Annotated in this window: 21 protein-coding genes and 3 pseudogenes; 12 read left to right on the top strand and 12 right to left on the bottom strand. The window is 74.8% G+C overall.

Features of this window, described 5'->3' with window-relative positions:
• The first annotated feature begins 33 nt into the window (after positions 1–33).
• On the top strand, positions 34–765 hold the full coding sequence (locus AC3EUJ_RS21225; protein WP_431963629.1) for an SDR family NAD(P)-dependent oxidoreductase: 732 nt from the start codon (positions 34–36) through the stop codon (positions 763–765).
• Between the two features lie 12 nt (positions 766–777).
• Here AC3EUJ_RS21225 and AC3EUJ_RS21220 read toward each other — a convergent pair whose 3' ends face one another.
• Positions 778–1587, bottom strand: coding sequence for an NAD-dependent epimerase/dehydratase family protein (locus AC3EUJ_RS21220; protein WP_431963627.1), 810 nt, complete (start codon positions 1585–1587; stop codon positions 778–780).
• A 209-nt stretch (positions 1588–1796) separates the two neighbouring features.
• Here AC3EUJ_RS21220 and AC3EUJ_RS21215 point away from each other — a divergent pair, with 209 nt between their 5' ends.
• From AC3EUJ_RS21215 to araD, 4 genes are all read left to right on the top strand, one after another.
• Positions 1797–2777 carry a 5-dehydro-4-deoxyglucarate dehydratase gene (locus AC3EUJ_RS21215; protein ID WP_431963626.1) on the top strand — a complete coding sequence of 327 codons (981 nt, stop codon included), beginning with the start codon at positions 1797–1799 and terminating at the stop codon, positions 2775–2777.
• Positions 2774–3949, top strand: coding sequence for a hypothetical protein (locus AC3EUJ_RS21210; protein WP_431963624.1), 1176 nt, complete (start codon positions 2774–2776; stop codon positions 3947–3949). The genes AC3EUJ_RS21215 and AC3EUJ_RS21210 overlap by 4 nt, the downstream gene beginning before the upstream one ends.
• 227 nt (positions 3950–4176) lie before the next feature.
• The gene (locus tag AC3EUJ_RS21205) at positions 4177–5079 is read left to right on the top strand and encodes a dihydrodipicolinate synthase family protein (RefSeq protein ID WP_431963622.1); all 903 of its coding nucleotides are present in this window, start codon (positions 4177–4179) and stop codon (positions 5077–5079) included.
• 35 nt (positions 5080–5114) lie between these two features.
• Positions 5115–6839, top strand: coding sequence for an L-arabinonate dehydratase (gene araD / locus AC3EUJ_RS21200; RefSeq protein WP_431963620.1), 1725 nt, complete (start codon positions 5115–5117; stop codon positions 6837–6839).
• Between the two features lie 389 nt (positions 6840–7228).
• Here araD and AC3EUJ_RS21195 read toward each other — a convergent pair whose 3' ends face one another.
• Positions 7229–8140 carry an AraC family transcriptional regulator gene (locus AC3EUJ_RS21195; protein WP_431963619.1) on the bottom strand — a complete coding sequence of 304 codons (912 nt, stop codon included), beginning with the start codon at positions 8138–8140 and terminating at the stop codon, positions 7229–7231.
• A 123-nt stretch (positions 8141–8263) separates the two neighbouring features.
• Between AC3EUJ_RS21195 and AC3EUJ_RS21190 the strand changes: the two genes are divergently transcribed.
• Both AC3EUJ_RS21190 and AC3EUJ_RS21185 read left to right on the top strand, forming a co-directional pair.
• On the top strand, positions 8264–9229 hold the full coding sequence (locus AC3EUJ_RS21190) for an SDR family NAD(P)-dependent oxidoreductase (RefSeq protein WP_431963618.1): 966 nt from the start codon (positions 8264–8266) through the stop codon (positions 9227–9229).
• 99 nt (positions 9230–9328) lie between these two features.
• Positions 9329–9886, top strand: coding sequence for a carboxymuconolactone decarboxylase family protein (locus tag AC3EUJ_RS21185; protein ID WP_431963617.1), 558 nt, complete (start codon positions 9329–9331; stop codon positions 9884–9886).
• A gap of 16 nt (positions 9887–9902) precedes the next feature.
• Here AC3EUJ_RS21185 and AC3EUJ_RS21180 read toward each other — a convergent pair whose 3' ends face one another.
• The 3 genes and pseudogenes from AC3EUJ_RS21180 to AC3EUJ_RS21170 form a co-directional block, all read right to left on the bottom strand.
• Positions 9903–10304 carry a hypothetical protein gene (locus tag AC3EUJ_RS21180; protein ID WP_431963615.1) on the bottom strand — a complete coding sequence of 134 codons (402 nt, stop codon included), beginning with the start codon at positions 10302–10304 and terminating at the stop codon, positions 9903–9905.
• Between the two features lie 95 nt (positions 10305–10399).
• Positions 10400–10600 (bottom strand): annotated as a pseudogene (locus AC3EUJ_RS21175) (substrate-binding domain-containing protein); the annotation flags it as partial.
• A 210-nt stretch (positions 10601–10810) separates the two neighbouring features.
• On the bottom strand, positions 10811–11578 hold the full coding sequence (locus tag AC3EUJ_RS21170) for an IclR family transcriptional regulator (RefSeq protein WP_431963613.1): 768 nt from the start codon (positions 11576–11578) through the stop codon (positions 10811–10813).
• Positions 11579–11690: 112 nt separating this feature from the next.
• Between AC3EUJ_RS21170 and AC3EUJ_RS21165 the strand changes: the two genes are divergently transcribed.
• Positions 11691–13226: an aldehyde dehydrogenase (NADP(+)) gene (locus AC3EUJ_RS21165; RefSeq protein WP_431963611.1), complete on the top strand. Its 1536-nt coding sequence runs from the start codon at positions 11691–11693 to the stop codon at positions 13224–13226.
• Between the two features lie 299 nt (positions 13227–13525).
• Here the strand turns inward: AC3EUJ_RS21165 and AC3EUJ_RS21160 are convergent.
• Positions 13526–13930, bottom strand: a pseudogene (locus AC3EUJ_RS21160) (alanine--glyoxylate aminotransferase family protein); the annotation flags it as partial.
• Positions 13931–14010: 80 nt separating this feature from the next.
• Here AC3EUJ_RS21160 and AC3EUJ_RS21155 point away from each other — a divergent pair.
• From AC3EUJ_RS21155 to AC3EUJ_RS21140, 4 genes are all read left to right on the top strand, one after another.
• On the top strand, positions 14011–15111 hold the full coding sequence (locus AC3EUJ_RS21155; RefSeq protein ID WP_431963609.1) for an amidohydrolase family protein: 1101 nt from the start codon (positions 14011–14013) through the stop codon (positions 15109–15111).
• A gap of 168 nt (positions 15112–15279) precedes the next feature.
• On the top strand, positions 15280–16398 hold the full coding sequence (locus AC3EUJ_RS21150; RefSeq protein ID WP_431963607.1) for a Hint domain-containing protein: 1119 nt from the start codon (positions 15280–15282) through the stop codon (positions 16396–16398).
• A 213-nt stretch (positions 16399–16611) separates the two neighbouring features.
• Positions 16612–17652, top strand: coding sequence for an SCO1860 family LAETG-anchored protein (locus AC3EUJ_RS21145; RefSeq protein ID WP_431963605.1), 1041 nt, complete (start codon positions 16612–16614; stop codon positions 17650–17652).
• A 120-nt stretch (positions 17653–17772) separates the two neighbouring features.
• On the top strand, positions 17773–18252 hold the full coding sequence (locus AC3EUJ_RS21140; protein WP_431963603.1) for a periplasmic substrate-binding domain-containing protein: 480 nt from the start codon (positions 17773–17775) through the stop codon (positions 18250–18252).
• 241 nt (positions 18253–18493) lie between these two features.
• On the opposite strand, the gene cobC is transcribed toward AC3EUJ_RS21140, so the two are convergent.
• The 6 genes and pseudogenes from cobC to AC3EUJ_RS21110 all read right to left on the bottom strand — a co-directional run bounded on the left by cobC (position 18494) and on the right by AC3EUJ_RS21110 (position 24381).
• Positions 18494–19519, bottom strand: a complete 1026-nt coding sequence (gene cobC, locus AC3EUJ_RS21135; RefSeq protein WP_431963662.1) for an Rv2231c family histidinol phosphate aminotransferase CobC — start codon at positions 19517–19519, stop codon at positions 18494–18496.
• A 108-nt stretch (positions 19520–19627) separates the two neighbouring features.
• Positions 19628–19861, bottom strand: a pseudogene (locus AC3EUJ_RS21130) (CbiX/SirB N-terminal domain-containing protein); the annotation flags it as partial.
• Positions 19862–19950: 89 nt separating this feature from the next.
• A complete protein-coding gene (locus tag AC3EUJ_RS21125) occupies positions 19951–20403 on the bottom strand; it encodes a cobalamin biosynthesis protein (RefSeq protein ID WP_431963601.1) in 453 nt (150 codons plus the stop codon).
• An 8-nt stretch (positions 20404–20411) separates the two neighbouring features.
• The gene (locus AC3EUJ_RS21120; protein WP_431963599.1) at positions 20412–21785 is read right to left on the bottom strand and encodes a cobyrinic acid a,c-diamide synthase CobB; all 1374 of its coding nucleotides are present in this window, start codon (positions 21783–21785) and stop codon (positions 20412–20414) included.
• The gene (cobO, locus tag AC3EUJ_RS21115; protein ID WP_431963597.1) at positions 21779–22375 is read right to left on the bottom strand and encodes a cob(I)yrinic acid a,c-diamide adenosyltransferase; all 597 of its coding nucleotides are present in this window, start codon (positions 22373–22375) and stop codon (positions 21779–21781) included. The genes AC3EUJ_RS21120 and cobO overlap by 7 nt, the downstream gene beginning before the upstream one ends.
• Entirely contained in the window at positions 22375–24381 is a 2007-nt protein-coding gene (locus AC3EUJ_RS21110; protein WP_431963595.1) for a putative cobaltochelatase, read from the bottom strand. The genes cobO and AC3EUJ_RS21110 overlap by 1 nt, the downstream gene beginning before the upstream one ends.
• Positions 24382–24441: the final 60 nt, after the last annotated feature.

Here is a 24441-nt window from a genome sequence, read left to right as displayed (position 1 = left end):
GTTTACGGTTCCATTACCGATTGGGGTTTTCAGGTGTCACGCATCGTGGTCGTCAGCGGTGGCGGTACGGGGATCGGCCTGGCTGTCGCGGAGGCCTTCGTCCGCGACGGGGACCGGGTCGTGCTGGTCGGACGGCGGGCGGACGTCCTGGACGAGGCGGTTGCCCGGCTGGGTTCCGGATCCGCCCTGGCGGTCCCGGCGGACCTGACCGACGAGAGGGAGGCGGCCGGGGTCCGTGAGCTGGTGGCCGAGCGCTTCGGTCGGGTGGACGTGCTGGTCAACAGCGCGGGCGGGAACGTCGCGCTCGGCGCCGGCGAACCGTCGCTCACCGAGCTGTGGACGGGCAACTTCCGGTCCAACGTGCTGACCGCCGTGCTGCTCACCGAGGCGCTGCGCGATCTGCTGGCCGACGGCGGCCGGGTGCTGCTGCTCAGCTCCATCGCCGCCGTGCGCGGCGGCGGGTCCGGCTCGTACGGCGCCGCCAAGGCGGCCCTGCACCCGTACGCCTACGACCTGGCGGCCGACCTGGGCGCGCGCGGGATCACGGTCAACGTCATCGCGCCCGGCTTCATCGACGACACCGAGTTCTTCGGCGGGCGCATGACGCGGGAGCGGCGCGCGTTCCTCGTCGGCCAGACCCTGAACGGCCGGGTCGGCGTCCCCGAGGACGTGGCCTCGCTCGCGCACTGGCTCGCCTCCCCGGCTGCCGCGCACATCACGGCGCAGATCCACCAGGTGAACGGCGGCGCCGAGCGCGGCCGCTGAGGGCCGCCCAGGTCAGCGGGGCCAGATGGGCGGGTGCGTGGTGAAGTGGCCGCCGAGGTGGGCGTGGTCCGGGTTCGCGGGGTCGAGTTCGCCCTGCTCGGCGATGAGCTTCCCGGCGAAGGGCTCGGAGTCGTCCTGCGGCTCGTAGCCCAGCGCCCGCGCGGAGGACAGGTCCCACCACAGGCGGGTGTTGGCCGAGCTGCCGTAGACGACGGTGTGCCCGACGCGCTCGGCGGTGAGGGCGGCGTGGAAGAGCCGGGCGCCGTCCCCGGGGCTCATCCAGACCGAGAGCATGCGCACCGACGTCGGTTCCCGGAAGCAGGAGCCGATGCGGACCGAGACCGTCTCCAGGCCGTGCAGGTCCCAGTAGAGCTGGGCGAGGTCCTCGCCGAAGCACTTGGACAGGCCGTAGAAGGTGTCGGGGCGGCGAGGGGTGTCGATCGGGATGAGCGGGTCGTCCCCGACCGGGCGCGGGGTGAAGCCGACGGCGTGGTTGCTGGAGGCGAAGACGATCCGCGGCACGCCCTCCTCGCGGGCGGCCTCGTAGAGGTGGTACGTGCCCTCGATGTTGGCGCGCAGGATCTTGTCGAAGGGGGCTTCCAGGGAGATGCCCGCCAGGTGGATGATCGCGTCGACCCCGCGCACGGCATCGCGCAGGGCGGCGCGGTCCGCCAGGTCCGCGGTGATCGCGTCGGGCGCGCCCTCGACGGGCAGCATGTCGAGGAGGCGCAGCTGGTAGCCGTATCCCGGCAGTAGCTCGCGCATCAGGGTGCCCAGGCCGCCTGCGGCGCCGGTGAGCAGGACGGTGCGGGGAGCGGGCATGCGCGGGTCTCCTCGAGTCGAGGTCCACGTTCATGGACGTAATTCATATGCGTGGACACGCTAAAGAGCGCTTGCCGAAGCGTCAAGACTCCACCACCTGCGGCTGTCTTCCTTGACCCTTCCTCCTGTGCTGCCTTAGCGTGAACGCGTTCATGAATATAGACATCGATCAGATGCGCGCACAGACGCCAGTCTCCAGGGAGAACCCGATGACCGATGCCGCCTCACTCTCCGCGCGCCTCGACGGCCTGCTGTTCTTCCCCGTGACGCCCTTCGGCCCGGACGGCGCCGTTGACCTGGAGGTCTTCCGCGCGCACGTGCGCCGCGGGATCGAGGCCGGGGCGGGGGCGGTCTTCGCGTGCTGCGGCACCGGTGAGTTCCACGCGCTGACGCCCGAGGAGTTCCGCGCCTGCGTCGCCGCGGCCGTCGAGGAGTCCGCGGGCCGGGTCCCGGTCGTCGCCGGCGCCGGCTACGGCACCGCCCTGGCCCTGCAGTTCGCGCGCCTGGCCGAGGAGGCGGGCGCCGACGGACTGCTCGCCATGCCGCCCTACCTGGTTGTCGCCGACCAGGCCGGACTGCTGCGGCACTACGCGGAACTCGCCGCGGGCACCTCGCTCGACGTCATCGTCTACCAGCGCGACAACGCCGTCCTCACCCCGGCGACCGTCGCCGAGCTCGCCCGCATCCCCCGCATCATCGGCCTCAAGGACGGCGTCGGCGACCTCGACCTGATGCAGCGCATCATCAGTGCCGTCCGCAGCACCGTCCCCGGCCGCGACTTCCGCTACTTCAACGGTCTTCCCACCGCCGAGCTCACCGGCCTCGCCTACCGCGGCATCGGCGTCACCCTCTACTCCTCCGCCGTCTTCTGCTTCGCGCCCGAGATCGCCCTCGCCTTCCACCGCGCCCTGACCGGCGGCGACGACGCCACCGTGAACGCCCTCCTCGACGGCTTCTACCGGCCCCTGGTGGAACTGCGCCAGCAGGGCCGTGGCTACGCCGTTTCCCTGGTCAAGGCCGGCGCCCGGCTGCGCGGGCTCGACGTCGGCGAGGTGCGCCCGCCGCTGTCCGAGCCCTCGCCCGCGCACATCAAGGAACTCGCCGAACTCATCGACCGCGGACTCGCCCTGCTCGGCGAGGACCGACGTACGGTGGCCCGCGTCACCCCCCATCCGCAGGAGTCGCGTTGAGAGCCTCCACCTTCGTCTACCCGTGGGACGTCATAGGCGACCCGGCGGCGGCGGACCGCATCGCCGGCCTCGGCGTCCACCAGGTCACCCTCGCCTCCGCCTACCACTCCACGCGGGCGCTGACTCCCCGCCACCCCGGGCACCGCGTCGTCACCGCCCGGCACGCCGCCGTGCTCTACCCGCCGGACGAGGGGCGCTGGGCGGGGCGCGTCCTGAGGCCGTACACCCAGGACTGGGCGGGCGCGGAGGACGCCTACGCCGAGGCCGCCGGGGCCCTGCGGGGGGCCGGACTGGACGTGCACTCCTGGGTCGTGCTCGCCCACAACTCCCGTCTCGGGGACGAACACCCCCGGGTGAGCGTGCGCAACGCCTACGGCGACCGCTACACGTGGGCGCCGTGCATCGCCCGGCCCGAGGTGCGCGAGTACCTGGTCACACTGGCGGCGGAGGCCGCGGTGCGGCCGGGGACGGGCACGGGGGGCACGGAACTGGAGTCGTGCGGCTGGTACGGCCTCGCGCACCTGCACGCGCACGACAAGACGGGCGGCGTGCCGCTGCCCGGGGCGGCGCAGTACCTGATGTCCCTGTGCTTCTGCTCCGCGTGCGAGGCGGGGTACGCCGGGCTGGGCGCGGACCCGGTGGAAGTGCGGGCGGCCGTGCGCGGCGCCCTCGCGCCGGTGTGGGCGGGGGAGTGGACCCCCGGGTCCGACGAGTGGGCCGACGTCGAGAAGCTGCTCGGGGCGGAACTCGCGGGGCTCACGATGGCGTGGCGGGGTTCCGTCGCGCGGGACGTGCAGCGGGCGGCGGTCGAGGCGGTACGGGCCGTAGCGGCACCGGGGTTCCAGGTGCTGCTGCACGCGGATCCGCACGCGCATCGCTGCGGGGCCAACGTCGGCGTCGACCCGGGGTACGTCCTGGGCCACGCGGACGGGCTCGTGCTCCCCGGGGCGGACCTGGTGGCGGCCTGCGTGCCGCACGCCCGGGCGGGGACCGTGCTGGCGGCCAACTTCCCCGTGGTCGCGGGGATGGGGGGCAGCCCCGGCACGCTGGCCGCGGACGCGGCCCGGGCGGTGGCGGCCGGGGCGACGGAGCTGCGGCTCTACCATGCGGGGCTCGCGTCCGCGGGGGACCTGGCGGCGGTGCGGTCGTTTTTGGCGGGGGCAGGGGGCTGAGGCTCGCGCTTCGTGCGCCGGGCGTGGGGCCGCGGCCCGGTTGTCGTGCGCGGGTCGTCTGCGCCTGCGGCGGGCAGTCCCGCCCGTCCGCTCGGAAGACTTCCGGCGCCTGCGCGCCGCCGGCGTCGAGCCGGGCGCCCGCCCCGGGCCGTCTCTTCGGTCCGTCCGCTCCGTGGCCACCATGTCCCCACCGGACCCCGCAGGAAACCGAGTTGAAGGGCTACCGAATGTCATTCGAAGAGCAGTCGTCGGCGCTCGCCGATGTCGTGGCGATCCCGGTGACCCCGTTCGACGCCGACGGGGGCGTGGAGCGCGCCGCGTACCGGTCGCTGCTGCGCAGGCTGTTCGACAGCGGGGTGCGAACGGTCACGCCGAACGGCAACACCGGGGAGTTCTACGCCCTCGACCCGGCCGAGCGGCGGCTGGTCGTCGAGCTGACGATGGCGGAGGCGGATCCGCACACCCAGGTCGTGGTGGGTGTCGGCCACGACGTGCCGACGGCGGTGGCCGCGGCGCGGCACGCGCGCGACGCCGGGGCGCAGATGGTGATGGTGCACCAGCCGGTCCACCCGTACATGTCGCCGGAGGGCTGGGTGGACTACCACCGCGCCATCGCGGAGGCCGTCCCCGGGACCGGGGTCGTTCCGTACGTCCGCAACCCGGTGCTGGGCGGTGAGCCGATCGCGCGCCTCGGCGAGCTGTGCCCGAACGTCATCGGGGTCAAGTACGCGGTGCCAGACGCCGCCCGCTTCGCGGCCGTGGCGCGGGACGCGGGACTGGACCGCTTCACCTGGGTCGCGGGCCTCGCCGAGCTATACGCCCCCGCCTACTGGGCGATGGGCGCGACCGGCTTCACCTCGGGCCTGGTCAACGTCGCGCCCCGGGTGTCCCTGGAGATGCTGCGGGCGCTGCGCGACGGCGACTACGCGGCGGCGACGAAGGTGTGGGAACGGATCAGGGAGTTCGAGGACCTGCGGGCGGAGCAGGGTTCCGCCGGCAATGTGTCGGTGGTGAAGGAGGCGCTGGCGGTGCTGGGACTGTGCCGCCGCGAGGTGCGCCCGCCCAGCCGCCCGCTGACCGGGGACCGGCGCGAGCGGGTGGCCGCTCTGCTCGCCGGCTGGGGCCTGTGAGCCCGCCGGATCGCGGGAGGGGACGGAGGGCCGCCATGAAGAAGCCGGAAGAGCTCCGCAGCCACCAGTGGTACGGGACCGACGGCCTGCGCTCGTTCAGCCATCGGGCCCGCACCCGGCAGCTCGGCTACCTGCCCGAGGAGCACCTGGGCAAGCCGGTGATCGCGGTCCTCAACACCTGGAGCGACATCAACCCCTGCCACGTCCACCTCCGCGACCGGGCCCAGGCGGTCAAGCGCGGGGTGTGGCAGGCGGGCGGCTTCCCCCTGGAGTTCCCCGTCGCGACGCTGTCGGAGACGTACCAGAAGCCGACGCCCATGCTCTACCGCAACCTGCTCGCGATGGAGACCGAGGAGCTGCTGCGCTCCTACCCCGTGGACGGGGCGGTCCTGATGGGTGGCTGCGACAAGTCCACGCCCGCGCTGCTCATGGGGGCAGCGAGCGCCGACCTGCCGGCGGTGTTCGTGCCGGCCGGGCCCATGCTGCCCGGGCACTGGCGCACCGAGGTGCTCGGCTCCGGCACCGACATGTGGAAGTACTGGGACGACAAGCGGGCCGGCCTGATCGGCGACTGCGAGATGGCGGAACTGGAGAGCGGGCTGGCCCGTTCGCCCGGCCACTGCATGACCATGGGCACCGCCTCCACGCTGACCGCCGCGGCGGAGGCGCTGGGGATGACCGTGCCGGGCGCGTCGTCGATCCCCGCCGTCGACTCCGGGCACGACCGCATGGCGGCGGCCTCCGGGAGGCGGATCGTCGACCTCGTGCGCGAGGACCTGCGCCCGTCGGCGATCCTGACCCGCGAGGCGTACGAGGACGCGGTGGCCACGGTGCTCGCCCTCGGCGGTTCGACCAACGCCGTGATCCACCTCATCGCGATGGCGGGGCGCAGCGGCGTCCCGCTGACGCTGGACGACTTCGACCGCATCGCCCGCACGGTGCCGGTGCTGGCGAACCTCCGGCCGGGCGGCCGTCACCTGATGGAGGACTTCCACTTCGCGGGCGGCCTCCCCGGGTTCCTGACCCGGCTGCGGGACGCCGGTGTCCTCCACCTCGACCGGCCCACCGTCGGGCACCCGACCCTGCGCGAGCAACTGACCGGGGCCCTCGTCCACGACGACGACGTGATCCGCCCGCTGGACGCACCGCTCGCGGCGGAGGGCGGCGTCGCGGTCCTGCGCGGCAACCTCTGCCCGGACGGTGCGGTCATCAAGCACATCGCGGCCGAGCCGCGCCTGCTCGAGCACACCGGCCCGGCCGTGGTGTTCGACGACTACCGGACCCTGCAGCGCACGATCAACGACCTGGGCCTCGGCATCACCGAGGACAGCGTCCTGGTGCTGCGCGGCTCGGGCCCGCTCGGCGGCCCCGGCATGCCCGAGTACGGGATGCTGCCGCTGCCCGACCACCTTCTGAGGAAGGGGGTGCGGGACATGGTGCGGATCTCCGACGCCCGGATGAGCGGCACGAGTTACGGCGCGTGCGTGCTGCACGTGGCGCCGGAGTCGCACGTGGGCGGACCGCTCGCGCTCGTCCGCACCGGGGATCTGATCACCCTGGACGTCCAGGCGCGCACCCTGCGCCTGGAGGTCGACGACGCGGAACTGGAACGCCGGCGCGCGCGATGGCAGGCACCGCCGCCCCGCTACGGACGCGGCTACGGCGCGCTGTACCAGGACCAGATCACCCAGGCCGACACCGGCTGCGACTTCCGCTTCCTGGCCCGGCCCGGAGAAGTGCCGGAGCCCTACGCGGGCTGACGCCCTGCCGCGCACCACCCCGCACCGGCCGGTGAACGCCGTTGCGCCCGGTGGCGGCCCGCACCACTCGGCGAGCGTTTCCCCGTACCCGTAGGACGTCGCGTAGGACGTCGACCGCGCCACCCTCATCAAGAAGTGAAAGGGCACGGCCTCACCGACGACGGCAACCTCGTCGACGGCCGCCCCGTCGACCTGCTCGCCGTGCAATCAGCCCGGGCCCCGGTGAGCGGCTCGGCGACAACGCGGGACGGATCCCGGCCCTGCGCACACGGGGCGACCAGGAAGGCTCTGACGGCGCGCCGCCCGCCGCCCCCCCGCCCGCCGCGTCGGCCGACCGTTTCCGGCCGGCGAATGCCGTATCCTCCGGTCCTCCGGTCCTCCGGCCGCCGTCAGGCCGCCGGGCCGCCGCGGTACGCACGGGGAGAGCTTCCCGTCACCTCCTTGAAAGCCGTGCTGAGCGCACTCTCCGAGCCGTAGCCCACCGCGCGGGCGATGACGGCGAGGGTCTCGGTGCCCTTGCGCAGGCGCTGCGAGGCGAGTTCGATGCGCCACCGCCTGAGGTAGTCGAGCGGCGGGCAGCCCACGGTCCGCTTGAACCGCGCGGCGAGCGTGGAGCGGGACACTCCGCTGGTCCGGGCGAGTTCGGCCACCGTCCAGCCGTGCGCCGGCGCGCCGTGCAGCGCGGCCAGTGCCTGCGCCACGACGGGGTCGGCCAGGCCGGCCGGCCAGCCCGACGCGCCCTGCGACTCGCGCGCGAGGTGCAGGCGCAGCACGTGGACCAGCATGACGACGGCCAGGTGCTCCGCCACGAGCGTGGCGGCCACGGGCCGTTGCAGCAGTTCCTGCCCGATCTGTTCCAGTGCCCACCGCACCGTCTCCGCGTGCGCGGTCCCCGCGGGCACGTGGATCACCGGCGGCAACGCGTCGAGCAGCAGGGCCCGCGCGCGGTCGCCGAAGGAGAAGCGGCCGCCGACGAGCAGGACGTCGTCCCCCCGGCCGACCCGGGCGAAACCGCCTTCCGCCGCGGCGAACACCGGCTCCGCGTCGACCGGTACCACGCCGGGAGCGCTGCGCAGCACGAACGGGCGGGCCTGGGTGAGCAGGAAGCAGTCGCCCGGGGCCAGCTCCACCGGCCGGTCCGTCCCCTCGACCTCCAGGAGGCACCCGCCGCGCCGGACCGCGTTGAACTTCACCCCGGACGGCGCCCCGAAGCGCACGGCCCACTCGCCGCCCGCCATGAGGCCCGTCGACACATGGGCCCTGGTCTCCAGCAGGGCCAGCACGTCCTCGAGCGGATCCACACGTGCCTCCCGGGTCGGTCTGGACGATGAGTGAAGTTTTCCGGAGTTTTCATTATGGAGAATACGCGACCTCCTTCATAGCCTGGTGCGAGTACCAGCCGTTCCCCTCCCGAGTAGGTCCCCGTGCCCGACCAGCCCCTTCTGCAGACCCCCTTCTCCTCCCACGCCACGGCCTCCGAGGTCATCACCGGTGTCGACCTGACCGGCCGCCGCGCCCTCGTCACCGGCGGTGCCTCCGGCATCGGGCTCGAAACGGTCCGGGCCCTGGCATCGGCCGGCGCGGACGTCACCGTCGCCACGCGCGACCCCGCCGCCGCGGCACCCGCCCTCCGCGCGTTCGCCGCCACGGCCCCGGCGGGCTCGGTCGACGTACGGGCCCTCGACCTGGCCGACCTCGCGTCCGTCGCCCGTTTCGCGCGTACTTGGAGCGGCCCGCTCGACATCCTCGTCGCCAACGCCGGGATCATGGCCCTCCCCACTCGCCAGGTCACCGGCCAGGGGTGGGAGTTGCAGCTCGCCACCAACCACCTCGGGCACTTCGCCCTCGCCACGGCACTCCACCCCGAGCTGCGGGCGGCCGGTTCGGCACGCCTGGTGGTCGTCAGCTCCGGAGCCCACAGGAACGCCGCGTTCGACTTCGACGACCCCCACTTCGAGCAGCGTCCCTACGACCCCTGGACGGCGTACGCGCAGTCCAAGACCGCCGACGTCCTGCTCGCGGTCGGCGCCCGCAGGTGGGCCGCCGACGGCATCACGGCCAACGCGCTCAACCCCGGATGGATCCTCACCACCAACCTCCAGCGCCACATCGACGCCGACACCATGCGGGCGATGGGCGTGACGGACGAGGACGGCACCGTCATCCCGCAGCCGTACCACAAGACCGCCGAGCAGGGTGCCGCCACATCGGTGCTGCTCGCGGCCTCACCCTTGCTGGACGGCGTGACCGGACGCTACTTCGAGGACAACCAGGAGGCGCCGGTCGTCCACGCGGACGAGGAGCACCCCGGCGGCGTCGCCCCCCACGCCGTCGACCCGCTCGCCGCCGACCGGCTCTGGGACCGCGCCATGTGCGCCCTGCGGATGTGACCCCGGGATTGCCCCCGGCCCCGATGTCACAGCGGGGATCCCGCCGTCCGGTCGTACTCCCGCAGCACGACGCGGACGACCCCAGAAGGCACGCACCACATGTCCCGCAGAGCCCCCGACCCGCGGCGGACCCCGTTCATCCGGCTCGCCGAGCGGTATGCGCGCCGCCGGTTCGGCAGGGTCCTCGACCCCGGCCGGGCGGTCGGCCGCAACCCGAAGGTACTGATGACCCGCGTCCGGTTCGAGCACGGCGTCCAGAAGTGGCACGCGCTCGAGCCGGCGCCGGCGCACCTCGCCGTCATGGCGTCCGCGGTCCGCGTCGGCTGCTCCTGGGGCGGGGACCTCGGCCACCGGAAGCCCGAGGGCCTGGGCCTGCCCATGGAGAAGGCCGGCAAGGTGCCCGTCCGGCGCGAGCACCGGGAGGACTTCACCGAGTTCGAACAGGGGGTGATGGAGTACGCCGAGGCCATGAGCGAGACCGAGCCGTTTGTCACCGACGAGATGGCCCGCGGGCTGTTCGACCGGCTCGGCGAGGCCGCCTCCGTCTGGCTCACCGCCTCGTCGCGGTGGAGGACCTGCGCTCCCGGGTCGACCCGCCCCCGGACCGGCCGGCCAGGGCTCCTCCGCGCAGTGCGCGGTGCCGCTCCTGCGTCCTGACCGCCCCGCGGTCCGGTCACGCCGCCGCGGCGCCAGCGGGGGCCGCGGCACGGGCCCGCCGGCCCTCGTACCACAGGGCCGTGCCCGTCACCAGCGCGCCGACGCCCTCCCACACACCGACCCCGAGGAAACCGGAGGGCGCCCGGCCGATCACCACGGCCGTGGTGAAGACGGTGAACGTCAGCAGCCGGAACGGGACCGTCCAGCGGAAGAAGGCGCGCCAGTCGGCGAGGGCCGCCAGAACGTAGTACACGCCCATGTTGAGCGCCGCCATCGAGGACGCGGTGAGGAAGACCAGGGTGTAGTCGCCGGCCGCGCGGTGGTCCGGCCGGTGGAAGCCGAGCAACGACAGCTGCACGGCCGGCGAGACGATGCCGACGATGCCGAGCGCCGCGGCGAGCACACCGAAGACAGCCATGGTCCAGCCGGAAAGGGAGCGGGGGAGACGCACCGGTCCTCCAAGTCCGGGGGCGGCGGCTTCGACGCCCCAACTCCCATGATCCTAGGGGATGTTCATGCCGAAGCCCGCCGCACCGGCTCCGTCTGGAGGATCACCCCGGAGGGCTCGCCGCCGGTGCTGCGGGCGAGCAGCAGCCGCACCATCTCGGCGCTGATCCGGTCCCACGGCCGGCGGAACGTGCTCAGCGGCGGCAGCGTGGCCGGCGCCGCCGGGGAGTCGTCGAAGCCGCCGGCCGCGACATCCTCCGGCACCCGCCCCGGCCGGGCCGGACTGCCGCGTGACGCCGGGGCCGTCCGCCGCGCCGGGCACATACCTCTTCGTGATCAACCGCGCCGGGGCCGAGGCGAAGGTGCCCCCGCGACGTGCCGGGCACGGAACCGCTCACCGCGGAGCGGGCCATCGGCCGGCCCGGTGTGCCGCCGGGTGCGGTCCGGGTGCTCCGGGAGGAGTCCTGACCGGGTCGGTCAGAGGCGGCGGGTCGCCAGCGTGAGGCGGTCGCGCGCGTCGAAGAGGGCGTCCTTGATCAGCTGTTCGTGGGCCGGGGTCAGCCGGGCCACCGGGACCGAGCAGCTGATGGCGTCGCGCGCGGGTGTGCGGTAGGGGACGGCCACGCCGAAGCAGCGCAGGCCCAGCGTGTTCTCCTCGCGGTCCACGGCGTAGCCCTGCTCGCGGATCTGGTGCAGCTCCGCGATCAGCTTCTCGCGGTCGGTGTGCGTGTGCTCGGTGAGCGGCTCCAGCATCTCCGGCAGCAGCTTGCGGACCTGCTCGTCGGTGTACGTGGCGAGCAGCGCCTTGCCGAGCGAGGTGGAGTGGGCCGGCAGCCGGCGTCCGACCCGGGTGAACGGCCGCAGGTAGTGCGAGGACTGACGGGTCGCCAGGTAGACGACGCTGGTGCCGTCGAGGCGGGCCAGGTGGATGGTCTCGCTGGTGTCGTCCGAGAGCCGGTCCAGAGTCGGGCGGGCCGCGGCGACGACCTCGTCGCCGTCGATGTACGAGGTGCCGACCAGCAGGGCGCGCACGCCGATGCCGTAGCGGGTGCCGGTGGCGTCGGTCTCGATCCAGCCCAGCTCCACCAGCGTGCGCAGCAGCATGTACAGGCTGGACTTGGGGTAGCCGACGGCCTCCTGCACGGCGGCCAGGCTGTGCATGCCGGGCTGCCCGGCGAAGAACTCCAGCAGCTCCACCGTCCGCACCGCGGATTTGACCTGCGCGCCGCCGTCACCTGCAGCCATCTGGAGTGGACCCCTCTTGTTCGGCCGGGACCCGCACAAGTAGGCTCCCGAGCAGATTCACAATTGCGGATGCTGTTCAGTATATCGAACGGAAGGCCTGGAGGTACCCGCTGTGCCCGTACCAGTGTGGAGCGTCGATCCCCGAACCGGGAAGCAGCGGGAGCAGGTCGCCGTCGAAGCCACCGCCGAGGAGGTCGACGCCGCGGTGCGCGCCGCCGCCGCGGCCTTCCCGGCACTGGCCGACCGTGTGGCGCGGGCCCGGCTGCTGCGCACCGCGGCCGACTTCCTCGAGGAGGCCGGCCCCCGCATCCTGGAGGCCGCCGACGCGGAGACCGCCCTCGGGCCCGCCCGCCTCACCGGCGAACTCGGGCGGACCACCTACCAGCTGCGGGCCTTCGCCGAGATCGTCGAGGAGGGCGCCTTCCTCGACGTCATCATCGACCACGCCGACGCCACGCTCGCCCCGCCCCGGCCGGACCTGCGGCGCTACAAGATCCCGCTCGGCGTCGTGGCCGTCTACTCCGCCAGCAACTTCCCGCTCGCGTTCTCCGTGCCGGGCGGCGACACCGCCAGCGCGCTCGCGGCGGGCTGCCCCGTCGTCGTCAAGGCCCACCCCGACCACCCGGCGACGAGCGAGCTGTGCGCGGACGCGCTGCGCCGTGCCGCCGTCGCGGTCGGCCTGCCCGCCGACGTCGTCTCGGTGGTCCACGGCTTCCAGGCCGGCATCGACCTGATCAAGCACCCGCTGGTCTCCGCCGCCGGGTTCACCGGATCCGTACGGGGCGGGCGCGCCCTCTTCGACGCGGCGGCGGCACGACCGGTGCCGATCCCGTTCCACGGCGAACTCGGCAGCCTCAACCCGGTCGTCATCACGCAGGCCGCGGCCGAGGAGCGCGCCGAGCAGATCGGCGCGGGGCTCGCCGGGTCGATGACGCTCGGCGTCGGCCAGTTCTGCGTCAAGCCCGGCCTCGTACTGGCCCCGGCGGGCGAGGCGGGCGACCGCCTCCTCAAGTCCCTGGCGGCCGCGGTGGGCGACGTCGCGCCCGGCACGCTGCTCGACGCCCGCATGCGGGACAACTTCATCGCGGGCGTGCGCGAACTCACAGCGCTGCCGCAGGTGGAGGCGCCGGTCGAGCCCGGCGATGGCGGCGAGCACCTGGTGCGCGCCGGCTTCGTCGCCGTCCCGGCCGCCCGGCTGGCGGAGGGCGGCGAGCACGACGCGCTGCTGGAGGAGCACTTCGGGCCGGTCACGGTCGTCGCGCGGTACGGCAGCGCGGAGGAGGTCGAGGGGGTGCTCGGACGGCTCCCCGGCAACCTCACGGCGACGGCGCACCTGAGCGAGGCCGAGGCGTCCGGCGCCGACGGCGACGGCTCCGGCGCGGAACTGCTGCGCCGGCTCACCCCGCTGGCGGGGCGCGTCGTGGTGAACGGCTGGCCCACGGGGGTCGCGGTGGCCCCGGCCATGCACCACGGGGGGCCGTACCCGGCCACGACCTCGACCTCGACGTCGGTCGGCGGCACGGCGATCGAGCGGTGGCTGCGGCCCGTCGTGTACCAGGACGCCCCGGAGGGGTTGCTCCCGGCGGAGCTGCGCGATGGCAACCCCCTGGGGTTGCCGCGCCGCTTCAACGGCCGCCGCGAGGCCTGACCGGTCTTCCCGGGGTCGGCTGTGCGGCCCGGTCGTCGTGCGCGGGTTGTCTGCGCCTGCGGCGGGCGGTTCTCCCGCCCGCCCTCCCCCCAGCCTTCGGCCGGGGCCCCGTCCGGCGCGGGTAGGTGCGGGCCTGCGCGGGGTGCGTTGGGTGGGCCGGGGTCGGGGCCTGCGGGGCCGGGCGTTCTGTACCGCATGTTCATGTGCATGGCGGGCACTCGCGCCTGGCCGCCCCGGCCGCACAAACACATACACGTCAGCGTCCAGAACGCCCACCCTCCCCCAGTCTTCGGCCGGGGGAACAGCGCGCCGTGCGCCCGGACCACCTCGCCGATCTCCGCGACCGGGTCGGTGTTGCCGGTCGTCGCCGCCTCCGCGCGCACCAGCGACACGAAGTCGATCTCCGGGCGGTCGGACAGCGCGCGACGTCCCGCGCCCTCACGGCGGCGTGGCAGGGCACCTCCAGGTCCGCCACGGTCGCGCCCGCGTCCCGCAGCCAGTCGCCGAAGGTCTGGCCGTACGGCCCGGTCACCGCGTTCAGCGGCGTGGAACCCGGCCGCGCCCCGCGGCGGATGCAGCCCTCCAGCGGCACCAGGGCCTCGCCCTGCGTGATCACGAAGGCCTGCTCCGTATGCGGCAGGCGCGGCGACTCTCCGCTCGATCGCGGCGAAGCGCTCGGCGGTCAGCGGGGGCAGGCCGAGCAGGGGTGGGACACGGCGGCGCTGATTCCTTCGTCGAGGGGGTGCAGGGCCCGAGGGTACCCACCGACTCGTAGAGTGCTGACATGGCTGTTCGCGAGGCGTCGCAGGCGCTCCACATCAAGGGCCGCATCCTGGCCGGGCCGCAGGACGTCCGGGACGAGCTCTGGGTGGTCGGCGGGCGCGTCACCTACGGGCGCCCCACCGGCCTGCGCGACCTCACCACCGTCGAGGGCTGGGTCCTGCCCGGCCTGGTCGACGCCCACTGCCACGTCGGCCTGGACCATCACGGCCCCGTCGACCCGGGCACCTCCGAGAAGCAGGCGCTCACCGACCGCGACGCGGGCACCCTGCTGCTGCGCGACGCCGGTTCGCCCTCCGACACCCGGTGGATCGACGACCGTGAGGACCTGCCGCGGATCATCCGGGCCGGCCGGCACATCGCCCGTACCCGCCGTTACATCCGCGACTACGCCTGGGAGATCGAGCCCGAGGACCTGGTCGCCTATGTCCGTCGGGAGGCCCGGCGCGGCGACGGCTGGGTCAAGCTGGTCGGCGACTGGATCGACCGCGACGCCGGCGACCTCACCGCCTGCTGGCCGCGCGGCGCCGTCGAGGCCGCCATCGCCGCCGCGCACGAGGAGGGCGCCCGCGTCACCGCCCACTGCTTCGCCGAGGACTCCCTGCGGGACCTGGTCGAGGCGGGGATCGACTGCGTCGAGCACGCCACCGGGCTGACCGAGGACACCATCCCGCTCTTCGCCGAGCACGGGGTCGCCATCGTCCCCACCCTGGTGAACATCGCGACCTTCCCGGAACTGGCGGACGGCGGCCAGGCCAAGTTCCCGCGCTGGGCCGACCACATGCGCCGGCTCCACGCCCGCCGCTACGACACCGTCCGCGCGGCCCACGACGCCGGCATCCGGATCTTCGCCGGCACCGACGCCGGCGGCTCGCTCGCCCACGGGCTCGTCGCCGGCGAGGTCGCCGAGCTCGTCACGGCCGGCCTGCCCGTCCTCGACGCGCTCTCCGCCGCCACCTGGTCCGCCCGCGAGTGGCTCGGCCGCGACGGCCTCACTGAGGGCGCCTCCGCCGACCTGGTCGTCTACCCGGACGATCCGCGCGCCGACGTCCGCGTCCTGGCCACGCCCCGGCGCATTGTGCTGCGCGGCCGCGTGGTGGGGTGACCCGGCGGTCACGGCGGAGCCACCGCAGCGGGGCGCGACCACCAGTGCGCCCGGAATGACGCTGGAGCACCGATTCGGGTGATCCTGTACGGGAACAGTCGATCCATCCCTTTCCTTCGTGCTGCGATCGGCCGTACCGGCCGACACCGCAACGGGACGGGGAGCACCATGACCAGGCAGGGACCGCAGAAGTACCCGGGGGCCTCGCGCAGGTACTGGTACCAGGACGACTACGGCGGCGACGCGATGGAGGTCAACGCCGTCGTGCTGCACACCACCGAGGGCCGCAGCGTGCCGACGTACGGGAGCGGCAGCAGCGCGCCCAACCTGACCGCGAAACCGGACTTCGAGGACGAGAAGCTGGTCTGGTACCAGCACTTCGACATCGACATCTCCTCGCGCGCCCTGGCCAACCGGCCCGGCGGGGTGGAGACCAACACCCTCAACGTGTGCCAGGTGGAGCTGGTGGGCACCTGCGACCCCGGGCGGCACGAGGACTGGGGCGCCGCCAACCGGCACGTCTACTGGCCCAAGGCCCCGCAGTGGGCACTGCGCGAACTCGCCGAGTTCCTCGCCTGGATGCACACCCATCACGGCGTGCCGCTGAAGGGGCCGAAGCTCTGGCTGCCCTACCCCCGTTCGTACGGGAACGCGGGCGGCCAGCGGATGACCGGACGGGAGTGGAACGCCTTCCGCGGGGTCTGCGGCCACCAGCACGTTCCGGAGAACTGCGTGCACCCGGACACCCCGGTGCTCCGCGCCGACCTGAGCTGGGCCCGGGCGGCCGAACTCACCGTCGGGGACGAGATCGCGTGCTTCGACGAGGAAGACGCCGAAGGCGCCGTGGACCTCGGGGGCGGGCCCGGGCGACGCCGGCTCCGCCGCGGGGTGGTGACTCGCAACGACCCGGCGCGTAAGGACGCGTACCGGGTGACCACGGCGCGGGGCGAGGTCGTCGCGACGGCCGACCATCCGTGGCTGGTGCGCCTGCCGCACGGCGACGCGTGGGTGACCAGTCGTGAACTCACCCCGCTCAAGCACCGGATCGTCGCCCTCGCCGACCGGCAGGGCACTCCCGCGGGCGGCTGGGAGGGTGCCGCGGTCGCCGACGCCACCGGTGAGGCGGAGGTGCTCGCGGTCGAGTCGCTGGGGGAGCAGCCGATCGCCTCGCTGTCGACCTCGGCCCGTACGTATGTGGCGCGTGGGCTGCTGTGCCACAACTCCCACGGGGACCCCGGCGCGCTGGACTTCGCCAAGCTGCTCGAATACGCGCGATCGCAGGTGTGACGCGCGGGAACGCCTGTGCCGCAGGTTTCGAATGCGGAGGCGAAAACCACCCTTTGGAGTGAACCGGGCCCAGGCGGGTGCCGGTTCACTCTCCGTACGTAAATCATTACGGGGTCGAGGTCGCCCGGCGGAGCGCGCTGTCCCCTTCAGCGGCGCCGTGGCGACTCCATGACCATTTGGGGGTTTTCCACTTTGTCCAGCTCTCCCTTCAGCATGCCCGCGCGCCGTCCCGCCGCCGCGCTGGGTGCCGCCGTCGCGCTGGCGGCGGGCACCCTCGCACTGGGGCCCGCCACCCCGGCCGCCGCGACCGGGGGGACCCACGGCTCGACCGGCAAGGCCGGTGCGGTCGTCCTGCGGACCGGCCTGGAGGTCTCGCTGCTCCGCGACTCCGTCGACGTGCCGCTGAATCTGACGCTCAACGAGGTGCGCGCACCCGCGAGCGCCGACGAGACCGCGCTCACGGCCACCCTCGACGGGGTCGACCACGGCAAACCGTTCAGCGTCCTGCGCGCCGAGGTCGCCACCGCCCGGGCCACCGCCGACCGCCACAAGGCGGAGGGCTACGCCAACCTCGTCAAGGCGCGCGTCAACCTGCCGGGACTGCCGTTCCTCGGGCTCATCAAGGCCGACACGCTCTCCGCGCGCGCCACGTGCGTGGCCGGCCGGAGGCCGGTCGCCGACGTCGAGCTGCCCGGCCACGTCGTCGTCCTCGGCAAGCGCGTCGCGGTCTCGGCCGACGGCACGACCCTGGTGAAGGTGCCCGGCGTGGGCGAGGTCCGCCTCGAACTCGCCAAGAAGACCGTCACCTCGCGCAGCGCCGCCGCCACCGCACTGGAACTGTCGGTGGAGGTGAACCCGCTCAAGCTCGGCGTCGCCGAGGTGAACGGCACCGTCACCCTCGCCGGGGCCACCTGCGAGACGCCCCGCCGCGGCGGACACGGCGGCGGTGGTGGGCACCAGGACGGCGGACACGGCGGCGACGACTCCGGCAGCGGCGAGGAGCCGCAGACCGGCGGTGAGTCCGAGCAGCCGTCGCAGTCCGCGCAGCCCTCACAGTCGGCCGCGCCCTCGGAGTCCGCGCGCGCCGACCAGTCCCCCCAGGCCGCGCCCGCGGCCACCGGTGACCTCGCCGAGACCGGCAGCAGCTCCATGACCCCGTATCTCGCGGGCGGTTCGGTCCTGCTGTTCGCCGCCGGGTTCCTCGTGATCCGCAGGACCCGCCGCAAGCCGGCGGCCGAGAGCGCCCGGGACTGACGAACCCGGGTGACCCCAGGGGGCGGACCAGGGGGTGAGGGGGGACGTGGAGGGCGGCGGAGTGACCGGAGCCGCCCTCCACGTGGTTCCCGCGTCGCTCCCGGCCCCTTTCGCTCGCTCATGCGCCGCCCACGCGGCCAGCAGCAGATCAAGGACAAGGGCTGGGGGATCGACATGACCACCTGGCAGTCCGACTGGCCCTCCCCGGCCGGGTTCCTGCGCCCGCTGCCGCTGCCGTCCAGCCCCAGCAACTACGCGCGGCTGGACGACCGCGAGATCAACTCCCTGAGGAACGAGGCCGACCCCGAGACCGACCGCAAGGCCGCGGACGACCGCTGGCGCACCGTCGACTCCACCGCCCAGGACCGCGGCACGCCCCTGCCCTTCCCTTACGACCGCCGCCTCAGCTATCGCTCCGACCGCCCGACCAACGCCTACGTCCACCGCCCTGGGCGGCCTCGACATCCAGGCCCTGGGCGTCAAGGGCTGAGCCGCTGGCCGGTTCCAGGTGCCGTGCGTCCTCGGCGGGGCGTCCGTGGCCGCCCGAACGGGCCGCGTGCGTGGCCATGGCGGCGTGGCATCGCAGCCGCGGCCAGGTGACCACTCGTCAGGGGCTCGGCAGCACGGGCGGGGGCGGCCTCCGGTTCGGTGACCGGGGCCCCCTGGTGCGACGTCGCGGTGAGCCCGTCGCCGGCGGCCAGCCCGCCGGGGTCGTCTCCTGGTGATCGCGCGGCAGCGCATCGTGGGCGAGCACCGTCCCGTACCCGGCGACGAGGGGAACAAGGCGCCGCGTCGCGGTGAGCCCGCAGGGCCTGCACATGGCTCGGGTGACGAATCGGCGTCAGCCGGTCAGGGCCTTGGACAGGGCGGCCGCGAAGCGGTCGGTCGTGGCGGGGTCGCGGACGGCGAGGCGGAGCCAGTCGGGGGACAGACCCGGGAAGGTGTCGGCGCGGCGGACGGCGAAGCCGAGGTCGCGCAGGCGTTCGCGGACGGCAACCGCTCCGGGGAGGCGAAGCAGGATGAAGGGGCCGCGGGCCGGGCCGGCGACCTCGACGTCGTCGAACTCGGCGAGCCGGCGCAGCAGGTGGTCGCGGTCGGCGGCGATCCGGCGGGCCGCCTCCTCGGCCTCCGCGAGGGCCGCGGGGGCGCTGCAGGCCTCGGCGGCGGTGAGGCCGGGCGCGGAGACCGCCCACAGGGGCTGGGCGCGGCGCAGCGCCGCCACACGCTCGCGGTCGCCGAGGACGTAGCCGACCCGCAGGCCCGCCAGACCCCAGGTCTTGGTGAGGCTGCGCAGCACCACCAGGCCGGGCAGGTCGCGGCGGGCGGCGAGGCTCCCGGGCTCGCCGGGCACCGCGTCCATGAACGCCTCGTCGACGACGAGGGTGCGGCCCGGCCGGGCCAGGCGGGCGAGACGGGTCGCGGGGTGCAGCACGGAGGTGGGGTTGGTCGGGTTGCCGACGACCACCAGGTCGGCGGCTTCCGGCACCGCCCACGGGTCGAGTCGGAAGCTGTCCTCCGCGCGCAGCACGACGCGGTGGACCCGGTGCCCGGCGTCCCGCAGCGCGGCCTCCGGCTCCGTGAACTGCGGGTGCACGACCACCGCGTGGCGGGCCCGCGTGGTGCGGGCCAGCAGGACGAACGCCTCCGCGGCGCCCGCCGTGAGCAGCACCTCCTCCACCGGGCGGCCGTGGCGGGCGGCGACCGCCCGGTGCGCGGCGCGGTCGTCGGGGTAGCCGGCCAGCCCGTCGAGGGTGGCCGCGAGGCGTTCCCTCAGCCACCGCGGGGGTGTGCCGGCGCGCACGTTGACGGCGAGGTCGGTGAGGTCCCCGCCGCCGTCGCGGACCTCGGCGTCGCCATGGTGCCGCAGGTCGTGGTCACCGTCGTCGGGTCCCTGCTGCGCGGCCGCGGCGTCACCTGGCGGCGCGCGCCGCACGTCGACCCCGGGACGCGCCTCGGCCCAGCCCTGCGCCTGCCGCCCGACCCGCTCCTCCAGGGCCGCGTCCGCGGGGAAGCAGGTCAGTACGACGATCCGCCGCGCGCCGAGCCGTGCGCAGCGCTCCAGTCCGGCGGGGACGTCCGGCGCCGCCGTCGTCAGGAATGCGGTCTCCACGCCCGCGTAGCCCCGGCCCTCCCACAGCAGCCGTGCGGTACGGGCCACTTCGGCGTTGTCGGCGGCTTCGGGGGAGCCCGCGCCGACCAGCAGCACCATGGTCGCCGCCCGGTCCGGCGGCGTACGGCGGCCGCCGCCCAGCGCGGCGTCGACGCGCCGCTCGAGTACGTCCTCGGGCGAGGGGTTGATCACGGTGCCGTCTCCTCCGTCGTGCCGTGCGTGCCGGGTGTGCCGGGTGTGCCGTCATCGGGCGTACGGTGCCGCGCCACGGCCGCCGTCGCCCTCGCCGTACCGTCCCCGGGGGCGGACTTCCGCTTCGGCACCAGCAGTACGCCGCCGGCGGACGCGGCGAGCGCCGCCGCCTCCGCCACGGAGGGCGTGCCGACCGCGGTCAGCGCAGCGCCCGAGGGGGTCGGCACCTCGACCGCGGCCAGCGTTCGCGCGTCGCAGGTCACCAGGGGGACGCCCAGCCGCGCCGCGGCCGTGACGAGGCCCGGCTCACCGGCCTTGGCGTCCACGGTGGCCAGCGCCGCGACGGACGCCTCGGACACCCCGGCCTCGGCGAGCACGGACCGTACGAGCGCGAGCACTTCGGCCGCCGCCACACCCCGGCCCGCCCCGACGCCGACAACGACGCTCACGGGGGCGCTCACGGGGGCGGCCACGGGGGCACGCCCGCCCCGCCCGCGCAGGAGGCGACGAACCGCCGCGCCAGGGACGGCTCGGCGGCCCAGTGGACGTGCAGATACGACGCGTGGACGCCGCCTCGCACGAAGCCCTCGACGCGCCGCTCCGGCCGGATCACGCCCCAGGCGGGTGTGTCCCCGGCGGCGGGCTCCACCACGGTGCGGTGGAACTCGTGGCCGCGCACCCGGGTCCCGGCGGCCGCCAGCGCGTTGTCGGCGATCGCGACCGCCTCGCGGTAGCCCAGCGTGAGCCGGTCCGACATGCGGGCCGTGGTGTCCAGCACCCCGCACATGGGACGTCCGTCCAGCTCCCGCCCGAGGTAGAGCAGGCCCGCGCACTCGGCCGTCACGGGCCCGGTGAAGGCGGCGACGGCCTCGCGCAGCGGCTCGTTGGCGGACAGTTCGGGGGAGTACATCTCGGGGAACCCGCCGCCTATGACGAGGCCCGCGGCGCCGGCCGGCAGGTGCTCGTCGCGCAGCGGGTCGAAGGTGACGACCTGTGCCCCCGCCGCGGTGAGCAGTTCGACGTGCTCGGCGTAGGAGAAGGTGAAAGCGGCACCGCCCGCCACCGCGACCACCGGGCGGGCGGGCGGTGCCGCCGGGCCGGCTGCCGCCTCCAGCGGGTCCCAGGGCTCGTCCGCGAGCGGGGGAGCGCTGCGCGCCAGCGCCAGCAGCGCGTCCAGGTCACAGCCCGCCCGCGCCCGGGCGGCCAGGGCCCGCACGGAGTCGACGGCGTCCGCCCGTCGCTCCGCGACCGGGACCAGACCCAGGTGCCGGGAGGGCGTGCCGACCGCCGTGTCACGCCGCAGCGCTCCCAGCACCGGCACACCCGCGCCGTCCAGGGCGTCGCGCAGCAGCTCCTCGTGCCGGTCGGAGCCGACCTTGTTGAGGATGACGCCGGCGACCCGCACCTCCGGGTCCCACGAGGCGAAGCCGTGCACCAGCGCCGCCACCGAACGGGACTGCGACGAGGCGTCCACCACCAGCACCACCGGCGCCCGCAGCAGCTTCGCCACATGGGCGGTCGAGGCCAGCTCGCCCATCCCGGAGGCGCCGTCGAAGAGCCCCATCACACCCTCCACGACGGCCAGGTCGGCCCCGCGCGCGCCGTGCAGGAACAGCGGCGCGATCCGCTCCGGGCCGCACATGTACGCGTCCAGGTTGCGGCCCGGGCGGCCGGTGGCCAGCGCGTGGTAGCCGGGGTCGATGTAGTCGGGGCCCACCTTGTGCGGGGAGACCGCGAGCCCGGCCTCGGCGAAGGCGGCCATCAGTCCCGTGGCGACGGTGGTCTTGCCGCTGCCCGAGGCCGGGGCCGCGACGACGAGCCTGGCTACCACTCGATGCCCTTCTGGCCCTTCTGGCCGGCGTCCATCGGGTGCTTCACCTTGCCCATCTCGGTGACCAGGTCCGCGAAGTCCAGCAGCGGCTGCGGGGCGTTGCGCCCGGTGATGACGACGTGCTGGGTGCCGGGGCGGTCGCGCAGCACCGAGACCACCTCGCCGGCGTCGATCCAGCCCCAGTGCAGCGGGTAGGCGAACTCGTCCAGCACGTAAAGCCGGTAGGTCTCGGCGGCCAGGTCGCGCTTGACCTGCTCCCAGCCCTCGCGGGCGGCGTCCTCGCTCTCGGAGATGTCGCGCTGCACCCAGGACCAGCCCTCGCCCATCTTGTGCCAGGCGACGGTGCCACCCTCGCCGGACGCGCCGAGCACGCGCAGCGCCCGCTCCTCGCCGACCTTCCACTTGGCGGACTTGACGAACTGGAACACCCCGACCGGCCAGCCCTGGTTCCAGGCCCGCAGCGCCAGCCCGAAGGCGGCCGTCGACTTCCCCTTGCCGGTGCCGGTGTGCACCATCACCAGCGGCCGGTTGCGGCGCTGACGGGTCGTGAGGCCGTCCTGCGGCACGACGCCCGGCTGTCCCTGCGGCATTACGCGGCCCTCCGTACATCCCGTACCAGTGCCGCGACGCGGTCCGCGCGCAGCTCGTCCAATGTCACCGCGGCACCCCGCAGTTCGCGGGCCAGCTCGCCCGCGAGCCCCAGCCGTACCGGCCCGGACTCGCAGTCGACGACCACCGAGGCGGTGCCCCCCGCCGCCAGCAGCCGTGCGGCCCGCGCGGCGGTGCGCACCGGCTCGGTGCCGCCGGTCGCCCGTCCGTCGGTGACCACGACCAGCAGCGGGCGGCGCGAGGCGTCCCGCAGCCGCTCCACGCGCAGCACGTCGTGCGCCTTCAGCAGCCCGGCGGCCAGCGGGGTGCGGCCGCCGGTCGGCAGCCTCTCCAGGCGTGCCGCGCCCGCGTCGACCGAGGAGGTCGGCGGCAGCGCCAGCTCCGCGGCCGCGCCGCGGAAGGTGATGAGCCCGACCTTGTCGCGCCGCTGGTAGGCGTCGAGCAGCAGCGACAGCACCGCGCCCTTGACCGCCCTCATGCGCTGACGGGCGGCCATCGAACCCGAGGCGTCGACGAGGAAGAGCACGAGGTTGCCCTCGCGGCCCTCGCGGACCGCCTCGCGCAGGTCGTCCCGGCGGATCACCAGGCCCGGGCCGCCGCGTCCGCGCGCCCGCTGGTGCGGCGCGGCGGCGTGCACGGTGGCGGCCAGGTGCAGCTTGGACAGGGTGCCGTGGGGCCGCCGGGCGCCGGTCGTCCTGCCGTGCGCGGTACGGGCCCGGGAGCGGCGGCCGGCGGCGCCCTCGCCGAGTCCGGGAACGGTCAGGGCGCGGGCCTTGAACGGCTCGGCAGCGGGCACCGCGGCCCGTTCCCCGGCGTCCGGCGCGGCGTCCGCGCCCTCCGCCTGGGGTCCGGACTCCGCCGGCTCCCTGGGCGGGGCGATGTCCGGGGTGCCGTCGTCGCCCCCAGGCGGGCGGCCGCCGCCGTCGGGACCGTCGCCGTCGGGGCCGGGATCCGGGTCCGGGTCGTCGTCCTGGCCGCGGTTGCGCTCCAGGGTCTCGTCGAGCTTGTCCTGGTCCAGGCCCGGCGCGTCGAAGGGGTTGCGGCGGCGCCGGTGCGGCAGCGCGAGCAGCGCGGCCTGCCGCACGTCGGCGTCGGTCACGTCGCCGCGCCCGGCCCAGGCCGCGAGCGCGGTCGCCGCGCGCGCCATGACGATGTCCGCGCGCATCCCGTCCACCTCGAAGGCCGCGCAGGTCGCCGCGATCTGCCGGAGCACGCCGTCCCCGAGCCGCACCGAGGGCAGCAGCGCCCGCGCGGCCGCGATCCGCTCCCGCAGCTCCCGCTCTTCCGCCTGCCAGGCGGCGGCGAAGCCCGCCGGGTCCGCGTCGTAGGCCAGGCGCCGCCGTACGACCTCCACCCGCTCGTCCGTCTCCCGCGACGCCGCGACCTCCACCGTGAGGCCGAAGCGGTCGAGCAACTGCGGCCGCAGCTCGCCCTCTTCGGGGTTCATCGTGCCGACGAGGAGGAAACGCGCGGCGTGGCGCACCGAGACGCCCTCCCGCTCGACGTAGGACGCGCCCATGGCGGCCGCGTCCAGCAGCAGGTCCACCAGATGGTCGTGGAGGAGGTTGACCTCGTCCACGTAGAGCACGCCGCGGTGCGCGTCGGCCAGCAGCCCCGGCTCGAAGGCCTTCACGCCCTCCGCCAGGGCCCGTTCGATGTCCAGGGCGCCGACGAGCCGGTCCTCGGACGCGCCGACCGGCAGCTCCACCATGCGCGCCGGCCGGCTCTCCGCGCCGGCGTCCGGCCCGTGCGGCCCGTCGGGGCACGCGGGATCCGGCGCCGCCGGGTCGCAGCCGAAGCGGCAGCCGGGCACGACGTCCACGGGTGGCAGCAGCGCCGACAACGCCCGTACGGCGGTCGACTTGGCGGTGCCCTTCTCGCCGCGCACCAGCACACCGCCCACCGCCGGGCTGACCGCGTTCAGCAGCAGCGCCAGCCGCAGGTCCGCCATCCCGACGATCGCGGTGAAGGGGTAAGGGGTGCTCACGCGGCCTCCTGGGGCGAACGGTCGTTGCGGCGGTCATTGCGGACGGCCCGGCTCCGGTCC

The sequence above is a fragment of the Actinacidiphila sp. bgisy160 genome (genome assembly GCF_057707815.1).
The sequence above is the reverse complement of the archived record's forward strand: the minus strand, read 5'-3'. Positions and strand labels throughout refer to the sequence as shown.

Bases quoted from the DNA above. Each gene is read 5' to 3' on its own strand.
- AC3EUJ_RS21140 (WP_431963603.1), top strand. From the start codon at position 17,773: ATGCGCCGCCCACGCGGCCAGCAGCAGATCAAGGACAAGGGCTGGGGG.
- cobO (WP_431963597.1), bottom strand. From the start codon at position 22,375: ATGCCGCAGGGACAGCCGGGCGTCGTGCCGCAGGACGGCCTCACGACC.
- AC3EUJ_RS21220 (WP_431963627.1), bottom strand. From the start codon at position 1,587: ATGCCCGCTCCCCGCACCGTCCTGCTCACCGGCGCCGCAGGCGGCCTG.
- AC3EUJ_RS21215 (WP_431963626.1), top strand. From the start codon at position 1,797: ATGACCGATGCCGCCTCACTCTCCGCGCGCCTCGACGGCCTGCTGTTC.
- AC3EUJ_RS21185 (WP_431963617.1), top strand. From the start codon at position 9,329: ATGTCCCGCAGAGCCCCCGACCCGCGGCGGACCCCGTTCATCCGGCTC.
- AC3EUJ_RS21155 (WP_431963609.1), top strand. From the start codon at position 14,011: ATGGCTGTTCGCGAGGCGTCGCAGGCGCTCCACATCAAGGGCCGCATC.
- AC3EUJ_RS21180 (WP_431963615.1), bottom strand. From the start codon at position 10,304: ATGGCTGTCTTCGGTGTGCTCGCCGCGGCGCTCGGCATCGTCGGCATC.
- AC3EUJ_RS21170 (WP_431963613.1), bottom strand. From the start codon at position 11,578: ATGGCTGCAGGTGACGGCGGCGCGCAGGTCAAATCCGCGGTGCGGACG.
- AC3EUJ_RS21150 (WP_431963607.1), top strand. From the start codon at position 15,280: ATGACCAGGCAGGGACCGCAGAAGTACCCGGGGGCCTCGCGCAGGTAC.
- AC3EUJ_RS21205 (WP_431963622.1), top strand. From the start codon at position 4,177: ATGTCATTCGAAGAGCAGTCGTCGGCGCTCGCCGATGTCGTGGCGATC.
- AC3EUJ_RS21145 (WP_431963605.1), top strand. From the start codon at position 16,612: ATGCCCGCGCGCCGTCCCGCCGCCGCGCTGGGTGCCGCCGTCGCGCTG.
- araD (WP_431963620.1), top strand. From the start codon at position 5,115: ATGAAGAAGCCGGAAGAGCTCCGCAGCCACCAGTGGTACGGGACCGAC.